The sequence below is a fragment of the Micromonospora sp. NPDC048839 genome (assembly GCF_040649915.1).
GTDB lineage: Bacteria > Actinomycetota > Actinomycetes > Mycobacteriales > Micromonosporaceae > Micromonospora.
In genome coordinates this window covers 22,621-39,592 of the sequence record NZ_JBEZGL010000027.1, presented here as the reverse complement: position 1 = coordinate 39,592, position 16,972 = coordinate 22,621, and the positions used below count along the sequence as shown (strand labels likewise).

19 protein-coding genes are annotated in these 16,972 nt (G+C 72.1%); 9 read left to right on the top strand and 10 right to left on the bottom strand.

Annotated elements, in window-relative coordinates; genetic code table 11:
* Positions 1 to 7 precede the first annotated feature (7 nt).
* From hemE to hemQ, 3 genes are read left to right on the top strand one after another with little or no spacing between them, the layout of a single operon-like run.
* On the top strand, positions 8 to 1,105 hold the full coding sequence (gene hemE, locus AB0C25_RS33250; RefSeq protein WP_357378628.1) for a uroporphyrinogen decarboxylase: 1,098 nt from the start codon (positions 8 to 10) through the stop codon (positions 1,103 to 1,105).
* Between the two features lie 6 nt (positions 1,106 to 1,111).
* Entirely contained in the window at positions 1,112 to 2,521 is a 1,410-nt protein-coding gene (gene hemG / locus AB0C25_RS33245; RefSeq protein ID WP_357378626.1) for a protoporphyrinogen oxidase, read from the top strand.
* The gene (gene hemQ / locus AB0C25_RS33240; RefSeq protein WP_357378624.1) at positions 2,518 to 3,219 is read left to right on the top strand and encodes a hydrogen peroxide-dependent heme synthase; all 702 of its coding nucleotides are present in this window, start codon (positions 2,518 to 2,520) and stop codon (positions 3,217 to 3,219) included. Before hemG ends, hemQ begins: the two co-directional genes overlap by 4 nt.
* A gap of 64 nt (positions 3,220 to 3,283) precedes the next feature.
* On the opposite strand, the gene AB0C25_RS33235 is transcribed toward hemQ, so the two are convergent.
* From AB0C25_RS33235 to AB0C25_RS33220, 4 genes are all read right to left on the bottom strand, one after another.
* Complete coding sequence (locus tag AB0C25_RS33235; protein ID WP_357378622.1) at positions 3,284 to 4,408, bottom strand: lytic polysaccharide monooxygenase; 1,125 nt, start codon at positions 4,406 to 4,408, stop codon at positions 3,284 to 3,286.
* A 118-nt stretch (positions 4,409 to 4,526) separates the two neighbouring features.
* A complete protein-coding gene (locus tag AB0C25_RS33230) occupies positions 4,527 to 4,982 on the bottom strand; it encodes a GNAT family N-acetyltransferase (RefSeq protein WP_357378620.1) in 456 nt (151 codons plus the stop codon).
* Between the two features lie 19 nt (positions 4,983 to 5,001).
* Positions 5,002 to 5,943, bottom strand: a complete 942-nt coding sequence (locus tag AB0C25_RS33225) for a DMT family transporter (protein WP_357378618.1) — start codon at positions 5,941 to 5,943, stop codon at positions 5,002 to 5,004.
* A gap of 233 nt (positions 5,944 to 6,176) precedes the next feature.
* Positions 6,177 to 6,437, bottom strand: coding sequence for a Prokaryotic metallothionein (locus tag AB0C25_RS33220; protein WP_355051720.1), 261 nt, complete (start codon positions 6,435 to 6,437; stop codon positions 6,177 to 6,179).
* A gap of 154 nt (positions 6,438 to 6,591) precedes the next feature.
* On the opposite strand from AB0C25_RS33220, the gene AB0C25_RS33215 reads away from it, so the two are divergent.
* The 3 genes from AB0C25_RS33215 to AB0C25_RS33205 all read left to right on the top strand — a co-directional run bounded on the left by AB0C25_RS33215 (position 6,592) and on the right by AB0C25_RS33205 (position 8,376).
* The gene (locus AB0C25_RS33215; RefSeq protein ID WP_357378616.1) at positions 6,592 to 6,867 is read left to right on the top strand and encodes a glycoside hydrolase; all 276 of its coding nucleotides are present in this window, start codon (positions 6,592 to 6,594) and stop codon (positions 6,865 to 6,867) included.
* A 110-nt stretch (positions 6,868 to 6,977) separates the two neighbouring features.
* Positions 6,978 to 7,712: a lytic polysaccharide monooxygenase gene (locus AB0C25_RS33210; RefSeq protein WP_357378614.1), complete on the top strand. Its 735-nt coding sequence runs from the start codon at positions 6,978 to 6,980 to the stop codon at positions 7,710 to 7,712.
* Positions 7,713 to 7,776: 64 nt separating this feature from the next.
* Positions 7,777 to 8,376, top strand: coding sequence for a DUF305 domain-containing protein (locus AB0C25_RS33205; RefSeq protein WP_357378612.1), 600 nt, complete (start codon positions 7,777 to 7,779; stop codon positions 8,374 to 8,376).
* Positions 8,377 to 8,407: 31 nt separating this feature from the next.
* Here the strand turns inward: AB0C25_RS33205 and msrB are convergent, their stop codons facing one another.
* Entirely contained in the window at positions 8,408 to 8,812 is a 405-nt protein-coding gene (gene msrB / locus AB0C25_RS33200) for a peptide-methionine (R)-S-oxide reductase MsrB (protein WP_357247712.1), read from the bottom strand.
* Between the two features lie 47 nt (positions 8,813 to 8,859).
* Here msrB and ligD point away from each other — a divergent pair, with 47 nt between their 5' ends.
* Positions 8,860 to 9,894, top strand: coding sequence for a non-homologous end-joining DNA ligase (ligD, locus tag AB0C25_RS33195; protein ID WP_357378610.1), 1,035 nt, complete (start codon positions 8,860 to 8,862; stop codon positions 9,892 to 9,894).
* A gap of 577 nt (positions 9,895 to 10,471) precedes the next feature.
* A complete protein-coding gene (gene cutA / locus AB0C25_RS33190) occupies positions 10,472 to 10,795 on the top strand; it encodes a divalent cation tolerance protein CutA (RefSeq protein WP_357378608.1) in 324 nt (107 codons plus the stop codon).
* On the opposite strand, the gene AB0C25_RS33185 is transcribed toward cutA, so the two are convergent.
* From AB0C25_RS33185 to AB0C25_RS33165, 5 genes are all read right to left on the bottom strand, one after another.
* Positions 10,770 to 11,939 carry a helix-turn-helix transcriptional regulator gene (locus AB0C25_RS33185; protein WP_357378704.1) on the bottom strand — a complete coding sequence of 390 codons (1,170 nt, stop codon included), beginning with the start codon at positions 11,937 to 11,939 and terminating at the stop codon, positions 10,770 to 10,772. The two genes, cutA and AB0C25_RS33185, sit on opposite strands and share 26 nt — an antisense overlap.
* Positions 11,940 to 12,236: 297 nt before the next feature.
* Positions 12,237 to 13,331, bottom strand: a complete 1,095-nt coding sequence (locus AB0C25_RS33180; RefSeq protein WP_357378605.1) for a hypothetical protein — start codon at positions 13,329 to 13,331, stop codon at positions 12,237 to 12,239.
* The gene (locus AB0C25_RS33175) at positions 13,328 to 13,894 is read right to left on the bottom strand and encodes a sigma-70 family RNA polymerase sigma factor (RefSeq protein WP_357378603.1); all 567 of its coding nucleotides are present in this window, start codon (positions 13,892 to 13,894) and stop codon (positions 13,328 to 13,330) included. The genes AB0C25_RS33180 and AB0C25_RS33175 overlap by 4 nt, the downstream gene beginning before the upstream one ends.
* Before the next feature lie 118 nt (positions 13,895 to 14,012).
* Complete coding sequence (locus AB0C25_RS33170) at positions 14,013 to 14,468, bottom strand: MarR family winged helix-turn-helix transcriptional regulator (protein ID WP_357378601.1); 456 nt, start codon at positions 14,466 to 14,468, stop codon at positions 14,013 to 14,015.
* Positions 14,465 to 15,313, bottom strand: coding sequence for an MBL fold metallo-hydrolase (locus AB0C25_RS33165; RefSeq protein WP_357378599.1), 849 nt, complete (start codon positions 15,311 to 15,313; stop codon positions 14,465 to 14,467). Before AB0C25_RS33165 ends, AB0C25_RS33170 begins: the two co-directional genes overlap by 4 nt.
* An 88-nt stretch (positions 15,314 to 15,401) precedes the next feature.
* Here AB0C25_RS33165 and AB0C25_RS33160 point away from each other — a divergent pair, with 88 nt between their 5' ends.
* Positions 15,402 to 16,652, top strand: a complete 1,251-nt coding sequence (locus AB0C25_RS33160) for a DUF222 domain-containing protein (RefSeq protein WP_357378597.1) — start codon at positions 15,402 to 15,404, stop codon at positions 16,650 to 16,652.
* Positions 16,653 to 16,972: the final 320 nt, after the last annotated feature.

Below are 16,972 nucleotides of genomic sequence, written 5' to 3'. Positions count from 1 at the left end.
TGCGGCGATGACCACGGACACCACGGGCACTGTCGCCCGAGACGGAGAACCCCGCCCCGGCGGACCGGCCGACTCGCCCTTCGTCAGGGCCTGCCGGCGACGGCCCGGCCCGCACACCCCGGTCTGGTTCATGCGCCAGGCCGGCCGCTCGCTGCCGGAATACCGGGAGATCCGGGCGACCGTGCCGATGCTGGAGTCCTGCCGTCGCCCGGAGTTGGTCACCGAGATCACGCTCCAGCCGGTGCGCCGGCACGGAGTGGACGCGGCGATCCTGTTCAGCGACATCGTGGTGCCGGTCGCGGCGGCCGGTGTCGATCTGGACATCGTGCCGGGCACCGGTCCGGTGGTCGCCGAGCCGGTCCGCACCCTCGCCGACGTCGAGCGGATCCGCCCCATCACCCGTGACGACGTCCCGTACGTGGACGAGGCCGTCCGGCAGTTGGTGGTCGAGCTGGGCGACACCCCGCTCATCGGTTTCGCCGGCGCGCCGTTCACCCTGGCCAGCTACCTGGTCGAGGGTGGGCCGTCGCGGACCCACGCGAAGACCAAGGCCCTGATGTACGGCAACCCGGAGCTGTGGCACGCGCTGTGCGGCCGGCTGTCCGAGGTGACGCTCGCCTTCCTGCGGGTGCAGATCGAGGCGGGCGTGTCCGCCGTGCAGCTGTTCGACTCGTGGGCGGGCGCGCTGTCCGAGGCCGACTACCGCCGCTACGTGCTGCCGCACTCCACCGCCGTGCTGAGCGGGCTGGTTGACTCCGGGGTGCCGCGGATCCACTTCGGGGTGGGCACCGCCGAGCTGCTCGGCGCGATGGGCGAGGCCGGCGCGGACGTGGTCGGCGTCGACTGGCGTACCCCGCTGGACGTGGCCACTCAGCGGATCGGCCCGGACCGGGCGGTGCAGGGCAACCTGGACCCGTGCGTGCTGTTCGCGCCGTGGCCGGTGGTGGAGGCCGAGGTGCGTCGCATCCTGGAGCAGGGCCGGGCGGCCCCCGGGCACGTGTTCAACCTTGGCCACGGTGTGCTGCCGGAGACCGACCCGGAGGTGTTGACCCGGGTGGTCGCGCTGGTGCACGAGCTGTCCAGCCGCCGGGCCGACCAGGGCTGAGCGGGGATGCGGCAGCCCTGGCGGGTGGCGGTGGTCGGCGGCGGGATCGCCGGACTGGCCGCCGCGGTCCGCCTGCGCGACCACGCACCGGCCGGCACCGAGATCACGGTGTACGAGCAGTCCGGCGCGCTGGGCGGCAAGCTGCGGACCGGGGAGTTGGCCGGCCAGCCGGTGGAGTTCGGGGCCGAGTCGTTCCTGATGCGTGACCCGACCGGGGCGGAGTCCGCCGCGGTGACCCTGATCCGGCGGCTCGGGTTGGCCGATCGGATCGTGCACCCCACGGTGGGGCAGGCCGCGCTTGTCGTCGACGGCGGGCTGCGCCCCATCCCGGGCGGCACCCTGGTGGGCGTACCCGGGGATCTGGACCGGGTGACCTCGGTCGCCCGCCCGGCGGCGGACGCCGACACCGACGACGGGCGGCCGCTGGTCGGGCCGGACGCGGACGTCTCGGTGGGCGCGCTGGTCCGGTCCCGCTTCGGCGACGAGGTGGTCGAGCGGCTGGTCGACCCGATGCTGGGCGGCGTGTACGCGGGCCGCGCCGACGATCTCTCCCTGGTCACGACGATGCCGGCGCTGGCCCGCACGGCCCGGGTGGAGCACACCCTGACCGGTGCGGTCCGGGCCGCGCAGGCCGCCGCGCCCCGCGCTCCCGGCGCTCCGATCTTCGGCACCCTGGTGGGCGGGCTCAGCACCCTGGTCGAGGCCGCGGTGGCGGCCAGCGGCGCGACGGTACGGCGGGACGCCGCCGTCCGCGAGGTGACCCCGACCGGCACGGGTTGGCGGCTCACCGTCGGCCCGACGCGCGACCCCGCGCTCGTCGACGTGGACGCCGTGGTGCTGGCGGTGCCGGCGCGACCGGCGGCCCGACTGCTCGCGGGTCCGGCCCCGGCGGCCGCGAAGGGTGTCGGCGAGCTGGACTACGCGAGCGTCGCGCTTGTCACGCTGGCGCTGCCGCAACCGCACCTGCCCGAGCTGTCCGGTTTCCTGGTGCCCAGCACCGAAGGACTGCTGATCAAGGCGGCGACCTTCTTCACCACCAAGTGGGGGCACCTGCGCCGGCCGGACGGCGTGGCGTTGGTGCGGGCGTCGGTGGGCCGGTACGGCGAGGAGGCGCACCTTCAGTGCCCCGACGCGGACCTGGCGACCACCGTGCACCGGGAGCTCTCGGCGGTGCTCGGCACCCCGCTGCCCGCCCCGGTCGACGGGCACGTGCAGCGGTGGGGCGGTGCGCTGCCGCAGTACGCGCCGGGGCACGCCGACCGGGTCGCCGCCGCACGCGCGGCCCTGCGCGCCGCGCACCCCACCCTGGTCCTCGCCGGCGCCGGTTACGACGGCGTCGGCATTCCGGTCTGCGTCCGCTCCGGCGAGACGGCGGCCGACGAGATCATCACAGCACTGGGAGGATCGGCGACATGACCGAGCAGACCAACGCGGCCCGCCTGCGGGAGCTCAACGACAGCATCCGCTACACCATGTGGTCGGTGTTCCGGGCCAGCGCCCCGCTGCCGTCGCTGCGGGACAACGTCACCGGCGAGGTCGTGGCCCTCTTCGACGAGCTGGCCGGCAAGGACGTGGTGGTGCGCGGCGTGTACGACGTCGCCGGTCTGCGCGCCGACGCGGACGTGATGATCTGGTGGCACTCCGCGTCTCCCGACGCGCTCCAGGACGCGTACCTGCGGTTCCGCCGCACCACGCTGGGGCGGTCGTTGACCCCGGTGTGGTCGCAGATGGCGCTGCACCGGCCGGCCGAGTTCAACAAGAGCCACATCCCGGCGTTCCTGGCCGGCGAGGAGGCCCGCCCCTACATCTGCGTGTACCCGTTCGTCCGCTCCTACGAGTGGTACCTGCTGCCCGACGCCGAGCGGCGCGAGATGCTCGCCGAGCACGGCAAGATGGCCCGCGGCTACCCGGACGTACGCGCCAACACGGTGGCCTCGTTCGCGTTGGGTGACTACGAGTGGATGCTCGCCTTCGAGGCCGACGAGCTGCACCGGATCGTGGACCTGATGCGGGACCTGCGCGCGTCCGGCGCCCGCCGGCACGTCCGCGAGGAGGTCCCGTTCTACACCGGTCGCCGCCGCTCGGTCGCCGAGATCGTCAACTGCATGGTCTGACCCGCCCGGCCCGTTACCGCCGGCCGGTGCCGCACCCCCGCCCGGGTGCGGCACCGGACGGAGGTCAACTGGTCGACGTGCAGGAGACCAGCGGAACCGGGTTGCTGCCGTTCCACGAGCCGAGGAAACCGAACGTGGTGCTCGCGCCGGCGGCGAGGGTGCCGTTGTGGTTGGCGTTTCGTGCGGTGACCAGCGAGCCGTTGGTGCTGACCGTCGCGTTCCACGACGAGGTGACCTGCTGGCCGTTGTTGTAGTTCCAGCTCACGGACCAACCTTTGGTGGGCGAGCCGCCCGCGCTCACCTTCACCTCGGCCTGGAAGCCACCGGACCACTGGCCGGTGACCTGGTACGTCGCCGTGCAGGCCCCAGCCGGCGGCGGGGTGCTCGGCGGCGGAGTGGTGGGCGGGGGCGTGGTGGGCGGCGGGGTGGTCGGCGGCGGAGTGGTGGGCGGCGGGGTCGTCGGCGGCGGCGTGGTCGGCGGCGGAGTCGTGCCCCCGAAGGTGACGTCGCTGCACAGGTAGTACGACTGGTCGAAGTGGCTGGCCTGCCAGACGGTGTAGACGATGTGCCGTCCGGTGCGCCCGGACGCGTTCACCGGGATCTGGATGGAGACGCCGCCGGTGTCCGGGTTCCACTGGGAGGCCGGCGTGTTGCCGATCTGACCGGCCAACTCCAGGTCGTCCCAGCCGAGCGGCTCGGTGAGCGCGTCGAAGCCCTGCTTGGTCACGTAGACCCGGATGTAGTCGGCGCCGTGACTGGCCCCGTCGAAGAAGCGGAGCTGGAAGTTGTTCGACACCGAGGTGGTCTTCCACGCGCCGATGGTGTCCAGCGCGTTGTAGCGACCGTTCTGGGTGCGCCCGCCGCTGCACAGTTGGCCGTTGGGGACGGCGGCCTGGTGGTTGCCGCCCACACCCTCGCGGAACTGGCCGTTCCAGTTCCACATGGCCTGCGGGTCGGCCTGCCAGGCCTGCCAGCACATCGGGTCTTCGGTGGCCATCCGGGGGTTCTGGAACTCGGCGCCCCACCGTTGCCAACAGCTGTAGCTACGCGAGGCCGGATTGACGACCGACCCGTGCGCGGAGGCGGGCTCTGCCCGCATGGTGTTCAGAGCGGTCGTCAACAGGAGCGTGCTGGTCGCCGCGATGGCTAACAACCAGAGCACGCGTCGTGATCGGGTGAGAGTGGACATGGAGCCCCCGGGGGGAGAAGGTCGGACGGCGACACCCGGACCGGCGGGAGTTGCCCACTCCCGCGCCTGATCGCTGGCTCCCGCGACGGCTCTACCCGGAACCATGCCAGGTCGATCGTCAGCCGTCAATGACGTCGCGTCGCATCGGGACGTGCGGGATCCCGTCCTCGACGTACTCCGGGCCGCTGACCGCGAAGCCGTGCCGGGTGTAGAACGCGACCAGGTGCGACTGGGCGTCCAGCACGCAGGGCCGGTTGCCCACCACCTCCAGCGCCGCGCTCATCAACCGGCCGGCGTGCCCACCGCCGCGCGCCTGCGGGGCGACCACCACCCGACCGATCCGGGCGGTGCCGTCCGGGTCGGCCAGGACCCGCAGGTACGCCAGCGGCGCGCCGCCGTCGGTCAGCCAGATGTGCCGGGTGCCCGGCTCGACGTCGCGCCCGTCCAGCTCCGGGTAGGGGCAGTGCTGTTCCACCACGAACACGTCGATGCGCAGCTTGAGCAGGTCGTGGAGGGTGCGGGCGTTCAGGTCGGCGAAGGACGCCGTCCGGATCTCGGTGGTCTGCGAGGGCATCCGACGATGGTAGGCCGCCTCAGGGGGTGTCCCGTCGAGGTGTCAGGTAGGTGGCGGCCACGGCGGTGAGCAGCAGCACACCGCCGCCGACGACCGGCAGCGGAAGCGGCTCGTGCAGCAGCGCCACCGCCAGCGCCGCCGCGGTGAGCGGTTCGAGCAGGGTCAGCACGGCGGCGACGCTGCCCGGGGTGGTCCGCAGCCCGGCGTAGAACAGCGCGTACGCCACCGCCGTGGTGATCACGCCGAGATGCAGCAGCAGGGCCACGGTGTCGGGGCGGACCGGTACGCCGACCCCGGCGACCACGGCGAACGGGGCCAGGGTCAGCGCTCCGATCACCGTGGAGATGGTGGTCAGCGTCATCGGCGCGACGCGCTGGGACGCCTGGCGGCTGATCAGGGTGGTCACCGCGTACCCGAGGCCGGAGCCGGCCGCCGCGAGCAGGCCGAGCAGCGGCGCGGGCGCGGCGGCGGTGGGGTCCGCCGTCGCCCCGGTGATCAGGGCGAGGCCGACCACGGCCGCGACCAGCGTGGCGAGGCGCAGCGGACCGGGGAGCCGGCGGGCACGCGCCGACTCCCAGGCCGCGGCGAGCACCGGGGCCAGGCCCAGGCTGACGACTGTGGCGACGCTGACGCCGGCCCACGCCACCGCGACGAAGTAGAGCGCCTGGTAGAGGCCGAGGCCGAGGCCGGTGAGCAGCAGCGGTACGGGTGTCGCGCGCAGGGCGGAGCGGAGCGCGCCGAGTCGGCCGGCGGTGCACGCCAGCAGCACGAGCGCGGCGATCGCGAGGCGGTGGAAACCGATGCTCACCGGGCTGAGTCCGGTGCTGTCGCGCAGGAGTTGCACCGCCACGCCGGTGGTGCCCCACAGCACGCCGGTGACGGTGATCTGGATCAGGCCGGTGCGGGTCGGACCGGCGGTCGTGGCCGGGGCGGCCGGCGGCACGGTACGGGAGAGGGACACGGAGGCGCTCCGAAGGGTGAGCCGTTGACGGGGACGACGTCGACGGAGCGCATACGGCAGGGGGCCGAGCCGGGTCGGTCACCGGGTCGGGGAGGGCGCGGCGCTCCGATCAGGAGCGCGGCGGGGGCAGAACGCCGAGCAGTGGCCGCATGGCGACGACCGTACCGCAGGATCGTGGGACCGGGCGCGGCGTTTCGGCGCGGCCGGCGGGGTCGCTCGGGCCGGGCGGGCGGTCAGGCCGGGCGCGCGCCGACGGCGTCGCGGATCTCGGCACCCTCGGCGCCCTCGACCGCGCGGGCGCAGTGTCCGCAGCAGAAGAAGCGGCCGTTGACCTCCACGCCATGTCCGACGATCTTGACCTGGCAGTGCTCGCAGATCGGTGCCATCCGGTGGATCGCGCACTCGAACGAGTCGAAGGTGTGCACGTCGCCGCTGACGGTGTGCACCTCGAACGCCATCCAGTAGTCGTTGCCGCAGACCTCGCACGTGGCCATGACCAACCCCCTCATTCCGACTTTCCGCCCAGAATGCCGCACGCTCGGACGGGCGCGGACGGAAATGCCGCTCTCCGGCGGCCGGCGCGGCGTGTCGGCTCCGGCGTGTTGTCCGTTGTGTCAGGTGAACCGCCGCAACCCCCGGAGGGTCACAGTGATCAAGCGCAACAAGCTCTTCGGCAGCCAGACCCGGGTGACCTTCTGCCTGCCCCGGGACTCCCCGCCCGGCCCGGTGAGCGTCGTCGGCTCCTTCAACGACTGGGAGCCGGGTCGACACGAGTTGGTGATCCGCCGCGACGGCATGCGGACGGTCACCGTGAAGCTCCCGCCGGGGGAGTACGTCTTCCGCTACCTCGCCGCCGACGGCATCTGGTTGGACGACGACTCGGCCGACCAGGTCGACGACCGGGGCAGCCTGCTCCGCCTCTGACCCCAAAGTCGTCATCATCGATGGATTTATCGATGGGAGTCTTTACTGTTAACAATGTTTAAATTATGTTGAGGGGCACCCGACCGGACCCTGGAGAAGGAGCCGCCCCGATGCGTCGAAGAATCACCATCCCGCTGGTGGCGGCCGGTGCCGTCGCCGCCACCCTCACCGTCGCCGCTCCCGCGCAGGCGCACGGTTACGTCTCCGCCCCGCCCAGCCGGCAGGCGCTCTGCGCGCAGGGCCGGGTGCCCGACTGCGGGCAGATCAGGTACGAGCCGCAGAGCGTCGAGGGACCCAAGGGCCTGCGCAGTTGCAACGCCGGCATCGCCCAGTTCGCCGTCCTCAACGACGACAGCCGGGGCTGGCCGGCCACCTCGGTCGGCAGCTCGCTGACCTTCACCTGGGTGAACACCGCCCGCCACGCCACCAGCAACTGGGAGTACTGGATCGGCAACACCCGCGTCGGCGTGGTCAACGGCAACGGCCAGCAGCCGGGCGCGACGGTCTCGCACACCGTCAACCTCGGCGGCTTCTCCGGACGGCAGAAGATCCTCGCGGTGTGGAACATCTCCGACACCGCGAACGCCTTCTACTCCTGCATCGACGTGCAGATCGGCGGCGGCGGGTCGAACCCGACCCCCACCACCTCACCCACCCCACGACCCACCCCGACCGCCACGCCGAGCGCGACGCCCGCCCCGGGCGGCAGTTGGACCGCGGGCCGGGCGTACCAGGTCGGTGACCAGGTCACCTACGGCGGAGCGACGTACCGCTGCCGGCAGGCGCACACGGCGATCCCGGGCTGGGAGCCGCCGAACGTACCGGCGCTCTGGCAACAGGTCTGACCCCCACGGGTGCGGCCGGTGGCCGCACCCGTGTCGCCGTCCCCGCGTGAACGGAGCATCCGGCATGCGCAGTCGTACCCGTCTGGTGTCCCTTGTCGCCGCGGTGCTGCTCACCGGCGCCTGCGGTGGGTCGCCCACGTCGAGCCCGCCGGTCGGGCCGCAACCGGCCCCCGCCGCGACGGCGTCGGCCGGGTCCGGGGGCGCGGGGTCCGCGCTCGACGGGGACACGATGAGCGGGATCGACGTGGTCTTCCTGACCACGATGGTCGGGCACAGCGAACGCACCCTGCAGATCGTCGCGCTGGCCCGCGACCGGGTGCGCGACGACGCGCTGCGCACCCTGGCCGCCGCCATCGAGGCGACCGAGGCCGACGAACTGTCCGCGATGCGCGGCTGGTTACCCACGGCCGGGCCGGGTGCCGGCGCGGGCGCGCACCAGCACGACGGGCACGGCGACGACGCCGCGCTCGACCGGCTGCGGACCGCGCCCGACCCGGACGTCGACCGCGCGCTGCGCGAGGTGCTCGCCGACCACCAGCGTGCGGCGGCCGACCTGGCCCGAGCCCAGGTCGGCGTCGGCCGAAACGAGCAGGTCCGCGACCTGGCCCGGCGGATCGAGCAGTCCCGGACCGCCGAGGTCGAGCTGCTCCGGGGTACGCCGTGAGCGCCCGTCGACCGCGCCCGGACAGCTCAGGTCAGCGGGGTTCCAACCGGACCGAGATCGAGTTGACGCAGTGCCGGGTGTCCTTCGGGGTGAAGCCCTCGCCGTGGAAGACGTGCCCGAGGTGACTGTCGCAGCGGGCGCAGCGGATCTCGGTGCGCGCCATGCCGAGACTGCGGTCCTCGATCTCCTTCACCCGGCCCGGGATGGCGTCGTCGAAACTCGGCCACCCGCAGTGCGAATCGAACTTCGTGTCACTGGAGAAGAGTTCCAGCCCGCAGGCGCGGCAGTGGTAGACCCCCTGGGTCTTCGTGTCCACGTACTCGCCGACCCACGGGCGTTCGGTGCCGGCCTCCCGCAGGACGTGGAACTCCTCGGGGGTCAACCGGACCCGCCACTCGTCGTCGGTGCGGGGCAGCTCGTTGTCGTCAAGACTCACCCCTCAACGGTACGTCGAACGTCGGGGGTGTGGCATAAGGTCGCGAGATGGCGGGCACCAAGGCAGCGGTCACCGAGGTCGAGGTGGCCGGGCACACCGTACGACTGAGCAGTCCGGACCGGGTGATCTTCCCCCAGCGGGGCTTCACCAAGGCGGACGTCTTCCACTACTACCTCGCGGTGGGCGACGGCATCATGCGTGCTCTGCGGGAGCGGCCCACCACGCTGCAACGCTTCCCCGAGGGCATCGAGGGTGAGGCGTTCTTCCAGAAACGCGTGCCCACCCGAGGGGTGCCGCCCTGGCTGACCACCGCCCAGATCACCTTCCCCAGCGGTCGCACTGCGGCGGAGCTGTGCCCGGCCGACCTGGCGCACGTGGCCTGGGCGGCACAGATGGGCACCATCGTCTTCCACCCTTGGCCGGTGCGCGCCGCCGACGTCGACCGACCCGACGAGCTGCGCATCGACCTCGATCCGCAGCCCGGCACCGACTTCGCCGACGCGGCGCGGGCCGCCGCAGGGGTCCGCGCGGTCCTCGACGAGCTGGGCGTGGCCGGCTGGCCGAAGACCTCCGGTGGTCGGGGTGTGCACGTCTACCTGCGCATCCAGCCCCGGTGGACGTTCACCGAGGTGCGCCGGGCCACCATCGCGCTCGCCCGGGAGGTGGAACGCCGCCACCCCGACCTGGTCACCACCTCCTGGTGGAAGGAGGAGCGCGGCAGCCGGGTCTTCGTCGACTTCAACCAGACGGCCCGGGACCGGACGATCGCCTGCGCGTACTCGCTGCGCGCCAACGCGCGGGCCACCGTCTCGACCCCGGTCAGCTGGGACGAGCTACCCGACGTCGACCCGGACGACTTCGACCTGCGTACCGTGCCGGCCCGGCTCGCCGAGCGGGGCGACCCGCACGCCGACATCGACGACGCCCCGTGGGACATCACGCCGCTGTTGGAGTGGGCCGACCGCGACGCCGCCGCCGGCCAGGGCGACCTGCCGTACCCGCCGGACCACCCGAAGATGCCCGGCGAACCCAAGCGGGTGCAGCCCAGCCGCGCCAAGCGCACGCCCGACGAAAGCTCCTGAGCGAGGCGCGGTGGTGTCCTCTCGCTGGACATCGGTCACCGGGTCCATCCAACGAACCTCTCCCACAATTCACCCGGGGCGGCGGCGAATAGCTCGGCGGAGGCCACCGGATAGAGCGCCCCGCAGTACATGGCGAGGCCGACGCGATCCCGGCCGTACGCCTCAGCCAGGCGAACTCGGGCGGGATCACACGGCCACACCCGCCCGCACGTATCGCAGTCCCACTGCGGCCGGCGCGGTGTGTGCTGCCCGGCAAGCCGCCGATCGAGGTCGACGCACGCCTGCCGCCCTCGGGTCAGCTCGGCTTCCCAGGCTTGGCGGACGGTCGTCAGGCGTTCAGCCATCATCGGTGCCTCCGTCGGTGTGGCTGAGGAGCGCCCGGTCATCTCCGGCGCGGACGCCCCCCGCCCTAGGAGGGACGGCAGCAGTGATCGCACACATCGGATCGGGTTTGGATGTTCACCACCGCCGTCCCGTTAATGGGACGCTACGGGCTGCCCGGGATGCCCAGACGGCTGTGGCTGTCCGCCGCCTGTCCGCGCCTGTCCGCGGACATCCGCCCGGCTAGCCTGTGTAGGTGAGCGACTACGTGCAGGTGTCAACAGCCGCCCCCACCCGGGAAGCGGCAGTGGAGCTGGCCGAAGGAGCAACAGCGGCGCGGCTGGCGGCAGGCGCGCAGGTAGCCGGACCAGTGCTGTCGGTGTACTGGCACCTCGGCGAGCAGGGCGCGAGCGAGGAATGGCAGGTGCTGCTGTACACCACGACCGACAGGTACCCGCAGTTGGAGGCGCACCTCATCGACGCGCATCCGTGGGACAACCCGCAGGTCACCGCCACGGCGGTGGTTCACGCCCCGGCCGCCTACCTGGCGTGGATCAAACGGACGGTCGAGGGCGGGTAGCCGCCTCGGCGGCCAATGTCCGAAGCTCAACGACACATGGCATCCCGCCGTGTGGCCCCATCCGGTTGAGGAACGAGTTGAGACGCTGCGCGGGCCGCACCGACCCCACCCCACCCGCGAGCCGCACCGCTGCGGCGGCAGTGGCGCAGGCATGCTCAACCTCGTTGGCGTCGAGGTAGGCGTCGGCCAGCCACGACAGGTAGAGGGCCTTGTCGCGGGAGTGGGTGTCATCGAAGCGAGCGAGGGCGCGCTCTAGCACCGGGATGGCTCGCATCGGCCGATGGAGCACCGTCCAACAGCGCCCAGTCATGATCTCGCCCTCAACGTCGTCGACCCAGTACACCCAGTCGGGTTCGGGTCGGTCGTCGTGTTCGGTGAGACAGGCGCTGCCCTGCGCGAGCTGCTGGTCCGCCGCATCGGCGTCGCCCGCGACGGCGTGCGCCCAGGCGGCCCTCAGATGCAGCAGCGCGCGAACGATGGGCGTGGCGGCAGCGGCGGCGTCGCATGCGGCTGTGGCGGTGTCGGCAGCGGGCCGGCCCAGGGCTATCTGTTGGTAGGCGAGGAACGCGTACGCGTTGGCGACGAGGGCGCGGTCGTTGGCGTCGCGTGCGGCGGAGAGGCTGGTGCGGTAGAGCCGGTCTGCGTCGGTATGCCGTCCAGCGTCGAATGCCGCCCATCCTGCGAGTTGGGTTTGTTCGGCGAGGACGGCCAGGAGTTGCCGACCGACGGCCTCGCTGTAGGAACCGTCCTTTATGAGCCGGGTGGTGGAGTCAGCTTCGGCCGAGTACAGCTGCTGGGTGTCGGCGCCGCCGAGGAAGTTGTCGAGACGGCGGAGCCGGGCGGTGCGTTCGGCGAGCCGCCCGGCGGTGCCGGGTCCGACGTGGCGACCGTGGCTGACCAGAGTGTGGGGTAGGGCGGCGGCGAGTCCGGCGGCGGCCACGAATTCGCGGCGCGGAATGGTGGGCTGAGCAGCGAGGGCGACAAGTTCGCCGGCGGCGTTCAGTGCATCGTCGATGCGCTGGGCAACCTGGGTGGTGGGCGTTTTCATCCCGGTCTCCAGCTCATGCAGATACGTTTTACCGTGAAAGGTGATCTTCGCGAGGTTGCGCAGGGAGATGTGCTGAGCGTCGCGGAGCTGTCGCATTCGTTCGGCGAACGACGGTTCAGTCACGGCGTGCCTGCCTTGGGGTAGCGGACCCGATGGCGGCACCGCCGGCCTCTACCCCGGTGGGCCGCCGACCGAGAGGCTACTCCCCGCATGCATCGCCGTCACGCTCCGAAGGCGGCAAGCATGAGTGCAGCGCGCCGCACCATCCGTTCCATCCAGCCCGATCTCCGGGTGGCAGGTCTGCTGGGTTGGTGACGGGGCGGGCTTTGGAGGATGAGATCAACTGAGCGTGCCCGGGGCCGACACGTCGTCCCCGGGCAGCTCGACGGTCTGCTACCCCTCTGGGTTGCAGGGGTTGAACATCTTGGGATGGACCGGCTTGCCGGCGGCCACCGTGTCGGCGATCTCCCAGAAGCCCTCCGCCCAGGCGCCGCCTTTGTCGATCTGCTGGAGCGCCTTCCAGTTGTGGCTGCCGCGCAGCGCGTCGGCCGCCCGGCGGAGAGCGGCGTCGTCGCCACTCTTCTTCGCGCGCGTCCATTCGGTGATCCACGCGCAGCCGACCGGGCCGAGCACCTGGATGCCGAAGTGGTAGGGGTCGTTGACGCCTTCGATGTTGAGCGTCGCGGGGTCGAAGCCCGGCGGGAGCGGCACGTCGGCGAGCACCGCGGCCGTCCGCTCGTTCACCCGCTGCGGTGTGACGATCTCCGCCGGGAGCGCGGCCAGCCACGTTTGGGCGTCGACGCGGATCACGCTGGCGAGCACCCGGTCGAAATCGGCGCGCGTGTAGGCGGTCGCGGTGCGCACCTCGACCATGGACCCGTCGCGCGGCTGGAGGATGACCTCGAACTCGCGCTCGTTGTAGCGGAACAGGTGACCGGGCCAGCGGTCGACCTGCACCGACTCCGGCTTGCTGACATCGAGCCGGTCCTGGTAGCGCCCGTCGTACTCGCTGGCCTCGTACCAGCTCATCCTGATGCTTCGCGCACCGTTGCTGTAGACGATGCTGCCATCCCGCTTGGCGAACCCGTCCATGCTGGTTGCCTTCCAGCCGGGCTCGTCGATCAACAGTCGCGGGTTCTCCTCGGCCGCCTTGAGCACCATCGCCGAGTAGGCGGTCGTTCCCGGGGCCACGGAGCTGGAACGTGGTTCCGGTGCCCTGTCCTGGCCGCCCGGCCGGTCGGTCTGCACGATCGCGGTGCCGAAGGCGACGGCGAGTACGGCCGCCGCGACTCCCGCGGTGGCGAAGCCGCCCAGCAGGCGGCGGCGCGGTCGGGGGCGCCGCGCCGGCGGCTCGGTGACGGATTCGAGAACGGGCGTGGACATGATCTCCTCCAGGAGGTCCTGCGCGATCCCGTCGAGGCGCGCGACGACCTCGGGTCGGTACGGGTCGGCGTCGCGGACCCTCCGGTCGAGCTGTTCGTCGGTCATCTGCCCTCCTCGGGGGCGCGTACGGCCATGACGTCGAGTACATGTCCGGGTGGGTCGACGTCGTCACCGACGATGTCTCGTAACCGGGCGCGGGCACGGGACAGCCGCGTACGGACCACGGCGGGGCTCACCTGGAGGACCACGGCGATCTCGCGTGGCTCCAGCCCCTCCCAGAAGGTCAGCGTCAGCACCTCCCGGTCCACCTCGTTGAGTCGGGCCAGCGCGGCCCGGACGGTGAGCCGGTCGGGCACCGCACTGCCCGGGTCGACGGCAAGGGCCGCCCGGAACCGTTGCCGCAACCGGTCACCGAGCCGCCCCCGGCGGGTCCCGCCACGGTGGTGGTTGGCCAGTATCCGACGGGCCACGCCGTGCAGCCACAACCGGGCCTCGGCCTCCGGCGGCATCTCGCGGCAACGCCGCCAGGCGACGAGGAAGGTCTCGGCGACGATGTCGGCGGCGTCCTCGGGCTGCTCGACGCGCCGCATCGCGTACGCCAGCAGTGGCTCGAAATTGTCCGCGTAGACGCGTCGGAAGCGTTCCTCGTGCTCAGTCTCGGAACTCACGTCTAGTCCATGTCCGGTCCGGTGCCCCTCGTGACAGTTGTCGAACCGACATTCGCGGTACGCGGCCGTCGATGTCGCGAGCCACGTGCACGGTGCCGCCGACGGCTGAGCCGCGGCGTCAGAGGCAGGAGCCCGGGTCGGTGCTGGTACCGATGATCGCGAACAGCATGCGGCGGAACAGGGCGATCTCGACCGTGCTGAAGCCGGCCATCCCGGTCCTCTCCGCCTCCTCGCTGGCGCGGGCGACCGCTGCCCGTACGTCCTCGCCGGCGGGCGTGATCGCCGGGATGCGCCTGCGGCGGTCCTGCGGATCGGAGTGGCGGACGACGAGAGTGGCCCGCTCGAGACGATCCAGTTGAGTCATGAGCGTGGTCTTGTCGAGGCCGAGCGCTCTGGCCAACTCGACCTGGGTCAGCCCGGGTGTCTTGTCCAGCGCACTCAACACGATGTAGTCCCGCAGGTGGAGGCCGTGCCTCTCGGCCTGTTCGCCCGTCACCACGTGCATGCGTTGGGCGGCGCGGTGCAGCAGCCAGGTGATCTCGGAGTCGAGCGCCGGTGCCGGACCCTCGGTCATCGCGCCGCCCCTGGGAGGAGTGGAATGCCCTCGTAGGCGCGGCGGTCGTGCGCGGGGACCACCTGCATCAGCTCGGTCAGTGCGGCCGACCGCAGGATGCCCTGTCGCACCTGCGCGGGGTCGCTGTCGGCGAGGGTACGCAGCAGCCAGGGGCGTTCGACTCTGCGGTGGATGCCGTCGAGCTGCCAGGTCAGGTCACCGATGAACGCGTAGCGCTGTCCCGACGGGAGGGTCACGAACGCGACCACGGACCCCGTCGTGTGGCCGCCGGCCAGCGCCAGCACCAGGGACCCGTCGCCGTGCACGTCGAAGCTCGCGGAGAAGCCGAGGTACGCGGGACCGTCGAAGGCGTATTCGTGGATCTCGTGGTCGCGGGAGACGGCGCGGAAGACCGTGCCGTCACGGTCGCTGCGGGCGTACTCACGCTCACCCCTGTTCATCCAGACCGGGAGGTCGAGCGAGTCCAGCCCGCTCGCGTGGTCCCAGTGCGAGTGCGTCAGGAAGACCCCGCTGAGCCTGGTGCGGTCGTAACCGCTGGCGTCGAGCTGCTGGCTCACCGTCCGGGTGGCCTGGAACGGGGCACGGGCGAACCGCGGCTGCATGGCGACATGCGCGGCGACGTCGGCGCCGAAGCCGGCGTCGATGAGGAAGTCACCGTTCGGGTGCGCCACGAGGATGGCGGTGGCCGCGAACTGCCGCTTGTCCCGGAACGAGCCTCCGCGAACGGCAAATGCCGCTCGGGTCTCGTAGGTGCCGGTGGGGAGTTGGTAGATCGCCACGCCGGCCGGTGGTGTCGCCTCGGGAAGGGCGTCCGTCCACGGGGCGGGAGCGGGGAGCGATGTCATCGGGTAATCGTATGGGTTCAGATGATCCGATGCCAGACGAACATCAGCGCGCGGAGAAGTTGTCGTACACGTGTTCTAAGTTCTGCTGGTGATCAGTGAGTTGGCACGGGCGGAGAGCGCGGTGGCGACCTGCGCCGACGCGTCGGTGTGGGCGCTCTCCGAGCATGACCTGATCGCGGCCCTCGACGTCACGCACCGGCTCCTGCAGCGGCTGTCGGCGGTGCGGTTGGCGCTCGTCCGGGAGGTGGATGGTCGGGGCACCGCCGTCGCGCAGGGCGCGTGCTCGACGACCGTCTGGCTGCGTCACCGTCTACGCCTCGACGTCGCCGCTGCCCGTCGGCTGGTCGGCCTCGCCGCGTCACTCGACGTGGCCCCGTCCGCCGTGCGAGGCGCTCTGGCGAGTGGGACGGTCACCGTGGAGCAGGCCCGGGTCATCGCCGACACCGTCAGCACCGTGCAGACGGCCGCCGGGCCGGAGGTTGCCGACCAGGCCGTGGGCGTGCTTGTCGACTGGGCCGGGCAGTTCGACCCCATGCTGTTGCGCAGGCTCGGCAGCCGAATCCTCGACCACGTGGCCCCCGAGATCGCCGACGCCGCAGCCGCGGCGGCCCTGGAGGCCGAGGCCGCTCGCGCCGCCCGCGACCGGCACCTCACCGTCGCCGAGCAGACCGGCGGGCAGCTACGGCTCAGCGGCATCCTCGACGCGGAGACCGCCGCGCTCGTGCGCGCCGCCATCGACCCGCTCAGCGCACCCAGCGGGCCCGACGACACGCGCACCGCCGGCCAGCGTCGGCACGACGCCCTCGCCGACGTGTGCCGGCTGGCCCTGCGCACCGGTGAGCTGCCGGAGCAGGGCGGCGACCCGGCCCAGCTCGTCGTCACCACTGGCTTAGACGAGCTGACGCGGCGGTTGCGCGTCGGCGCGCTCGACGTCGGCCTGCGGCTCACCCCGGAGACGGTGCGCCGGCTCGCCTGCGACGCCGCCATCCTGCCGGCCGTGCTGGGCGGTGCCGGTCAGGTCCTCGACGTCGGTCGGCAACGCCGCCTCGTCAACGGCCCGCTGCGGCGGGCGCTCGTGCTGCGCGACGGAGGCTGCGCCTTTCCCGGCTGCGACCGGCCGCCCCGCTGGTGCGCCGCCCACCACATTCGACACTGGGCCGACGGCGGTCCGACCAGTCTCGACAACGCCGTGCTGCTCTGCGGCCATCACCATCGGCACCTGCACCTGGGCGAGTGGGCGGTTCGGCTGGGGGGCGACGGCAAACCGGAGTTCGTCCCGCCGGCCTGGCTCGACCCCGACCAGATCCCGCGTCGCAATCACTACCACCGGCGGACGTGACCGATCCTCCAACGACTAGATCACCCGAGTAATGACTAGATCACCCGAGGCGAAATGTCGCCGTGGTGACCGGTTCATGCCGTCGGAGCAGGTGTTACAGCGGGTGCCGCACGTGCGGCACGCGGTCGTACAAGCCGTGGCCCGGGATGCCTCCAGGCCCACGCGCTCGGGATGGTGATCGGTGCGGCGGCAACCACCCGGCGGTACTCCGCGAGGCCGGTCGGCTCGACCGGGCGCGCGGCGGCCGTTCGGTCCTCTACCGGCGCGACCCTCGGTAACGCGCTCGCGCCCTCGCGGCCGGCCGTTGGACTACCGCTTCG

What these genes read in the sequence shown, in the direction of transcription:
- AB0C25_RS33185 (WP_357378704.1), bottom strand. Translation starts at nt 11,939, where the DNA reads ATGCGACAGCTCCGCGACGCTCAGCACATCTCCCTGCGCAACCTCGCG.
- AB0C25_RS33230 (WP_357378620.1), bottom strand. Translation starts at nt 4,982, where the DNA reads ATGCCCTCGCAGACCACCGAGATCCGGACGGCGTCCTTCGCCGACCTG.
- AB0C25_RS33210 (WP_357378614.1), top strand. Translation starts at nt 6,978, where the DNA reads ATGCGTCGAAGAATCACCATCCCGCTGGTGGCGGCCGGTGCCGTCGCC.
- AB0C25_RS33235 (WP_357378622.1), bottom strand. Translation starts at nt 4,408, where the DNA reads ATGTCCACTCTCACCCGATCACGACGCGTGCTCTGGTTGTTAGCCATC.
- ligD (WP_357378610.1), top strand. Translation starts at nt 8,860, where the DNA reads ATGGCGGGCACCAAGGCAGCGGTCACCGAGGTCGAGGTGGCCGGGCAC.
- AB0C25_RS33180 (WP_357378605.1), bottom strand. Translation starts at nt 13,331, where the DNA reads ATGACCGACGAACAGCTCGACCGGAGGGTCCGCGACGCCGACCCGTAC.
- hemG (WP_357378626.1), top strand. Translation starts at nt 1,112, where the DNA reads ATGCGGCAGCCCTGGCGGGTGGCGGTGGTCGGCGGCGGGATCGCCGGA.
- hemQ (WP_357378624.1), top strand. Translation starts at nt 2,518, where the DNA reads ATGACCGAGCAGACCAACGCGGCCCGCCTGCGGGAGCTCAACGACAGC.
- AB0C25_RS33220 (WP_355051720.1), bottom strand. Translation starts at nt 6,437, where the DNA reads ATGGCCACGTGCGAGGTCTGCGGCAACGACTACTGGATGGCGTTCGAG.
- AB0C25_RS33165 (WP_357378599.1), bottom strand. Translation starts at nt 15,313, where the DNA reads ATGACATCGCTCCCCGCTCCCGCCCCGTGGACGGACGCCCTTCCCGAG.
- AB0C25_RS33170 (WP_357378601.1), bottom strand. Translation starts at nt 14,468, where the DNA reads ATGACCGAGGGTCCGGCACCGGCGCTCGACTCCGAGATCACCTGGCTG.
- AB0C25_RS33205 (WP_357378612.1), top strand. Translation starts at nt 7,777, where the DNA reads ATGCGCAGTCGTACCCGTCTGGTGTCCCTTGTCGCCGCGGTGCTGCTC.
- hemE (WP_357378628.1), top strand. Translation starts at nt 8, where the DNA reads ATGACCACGGACACCACGGGCACTGTCGCCCGAGACGGAGAACCCCGC.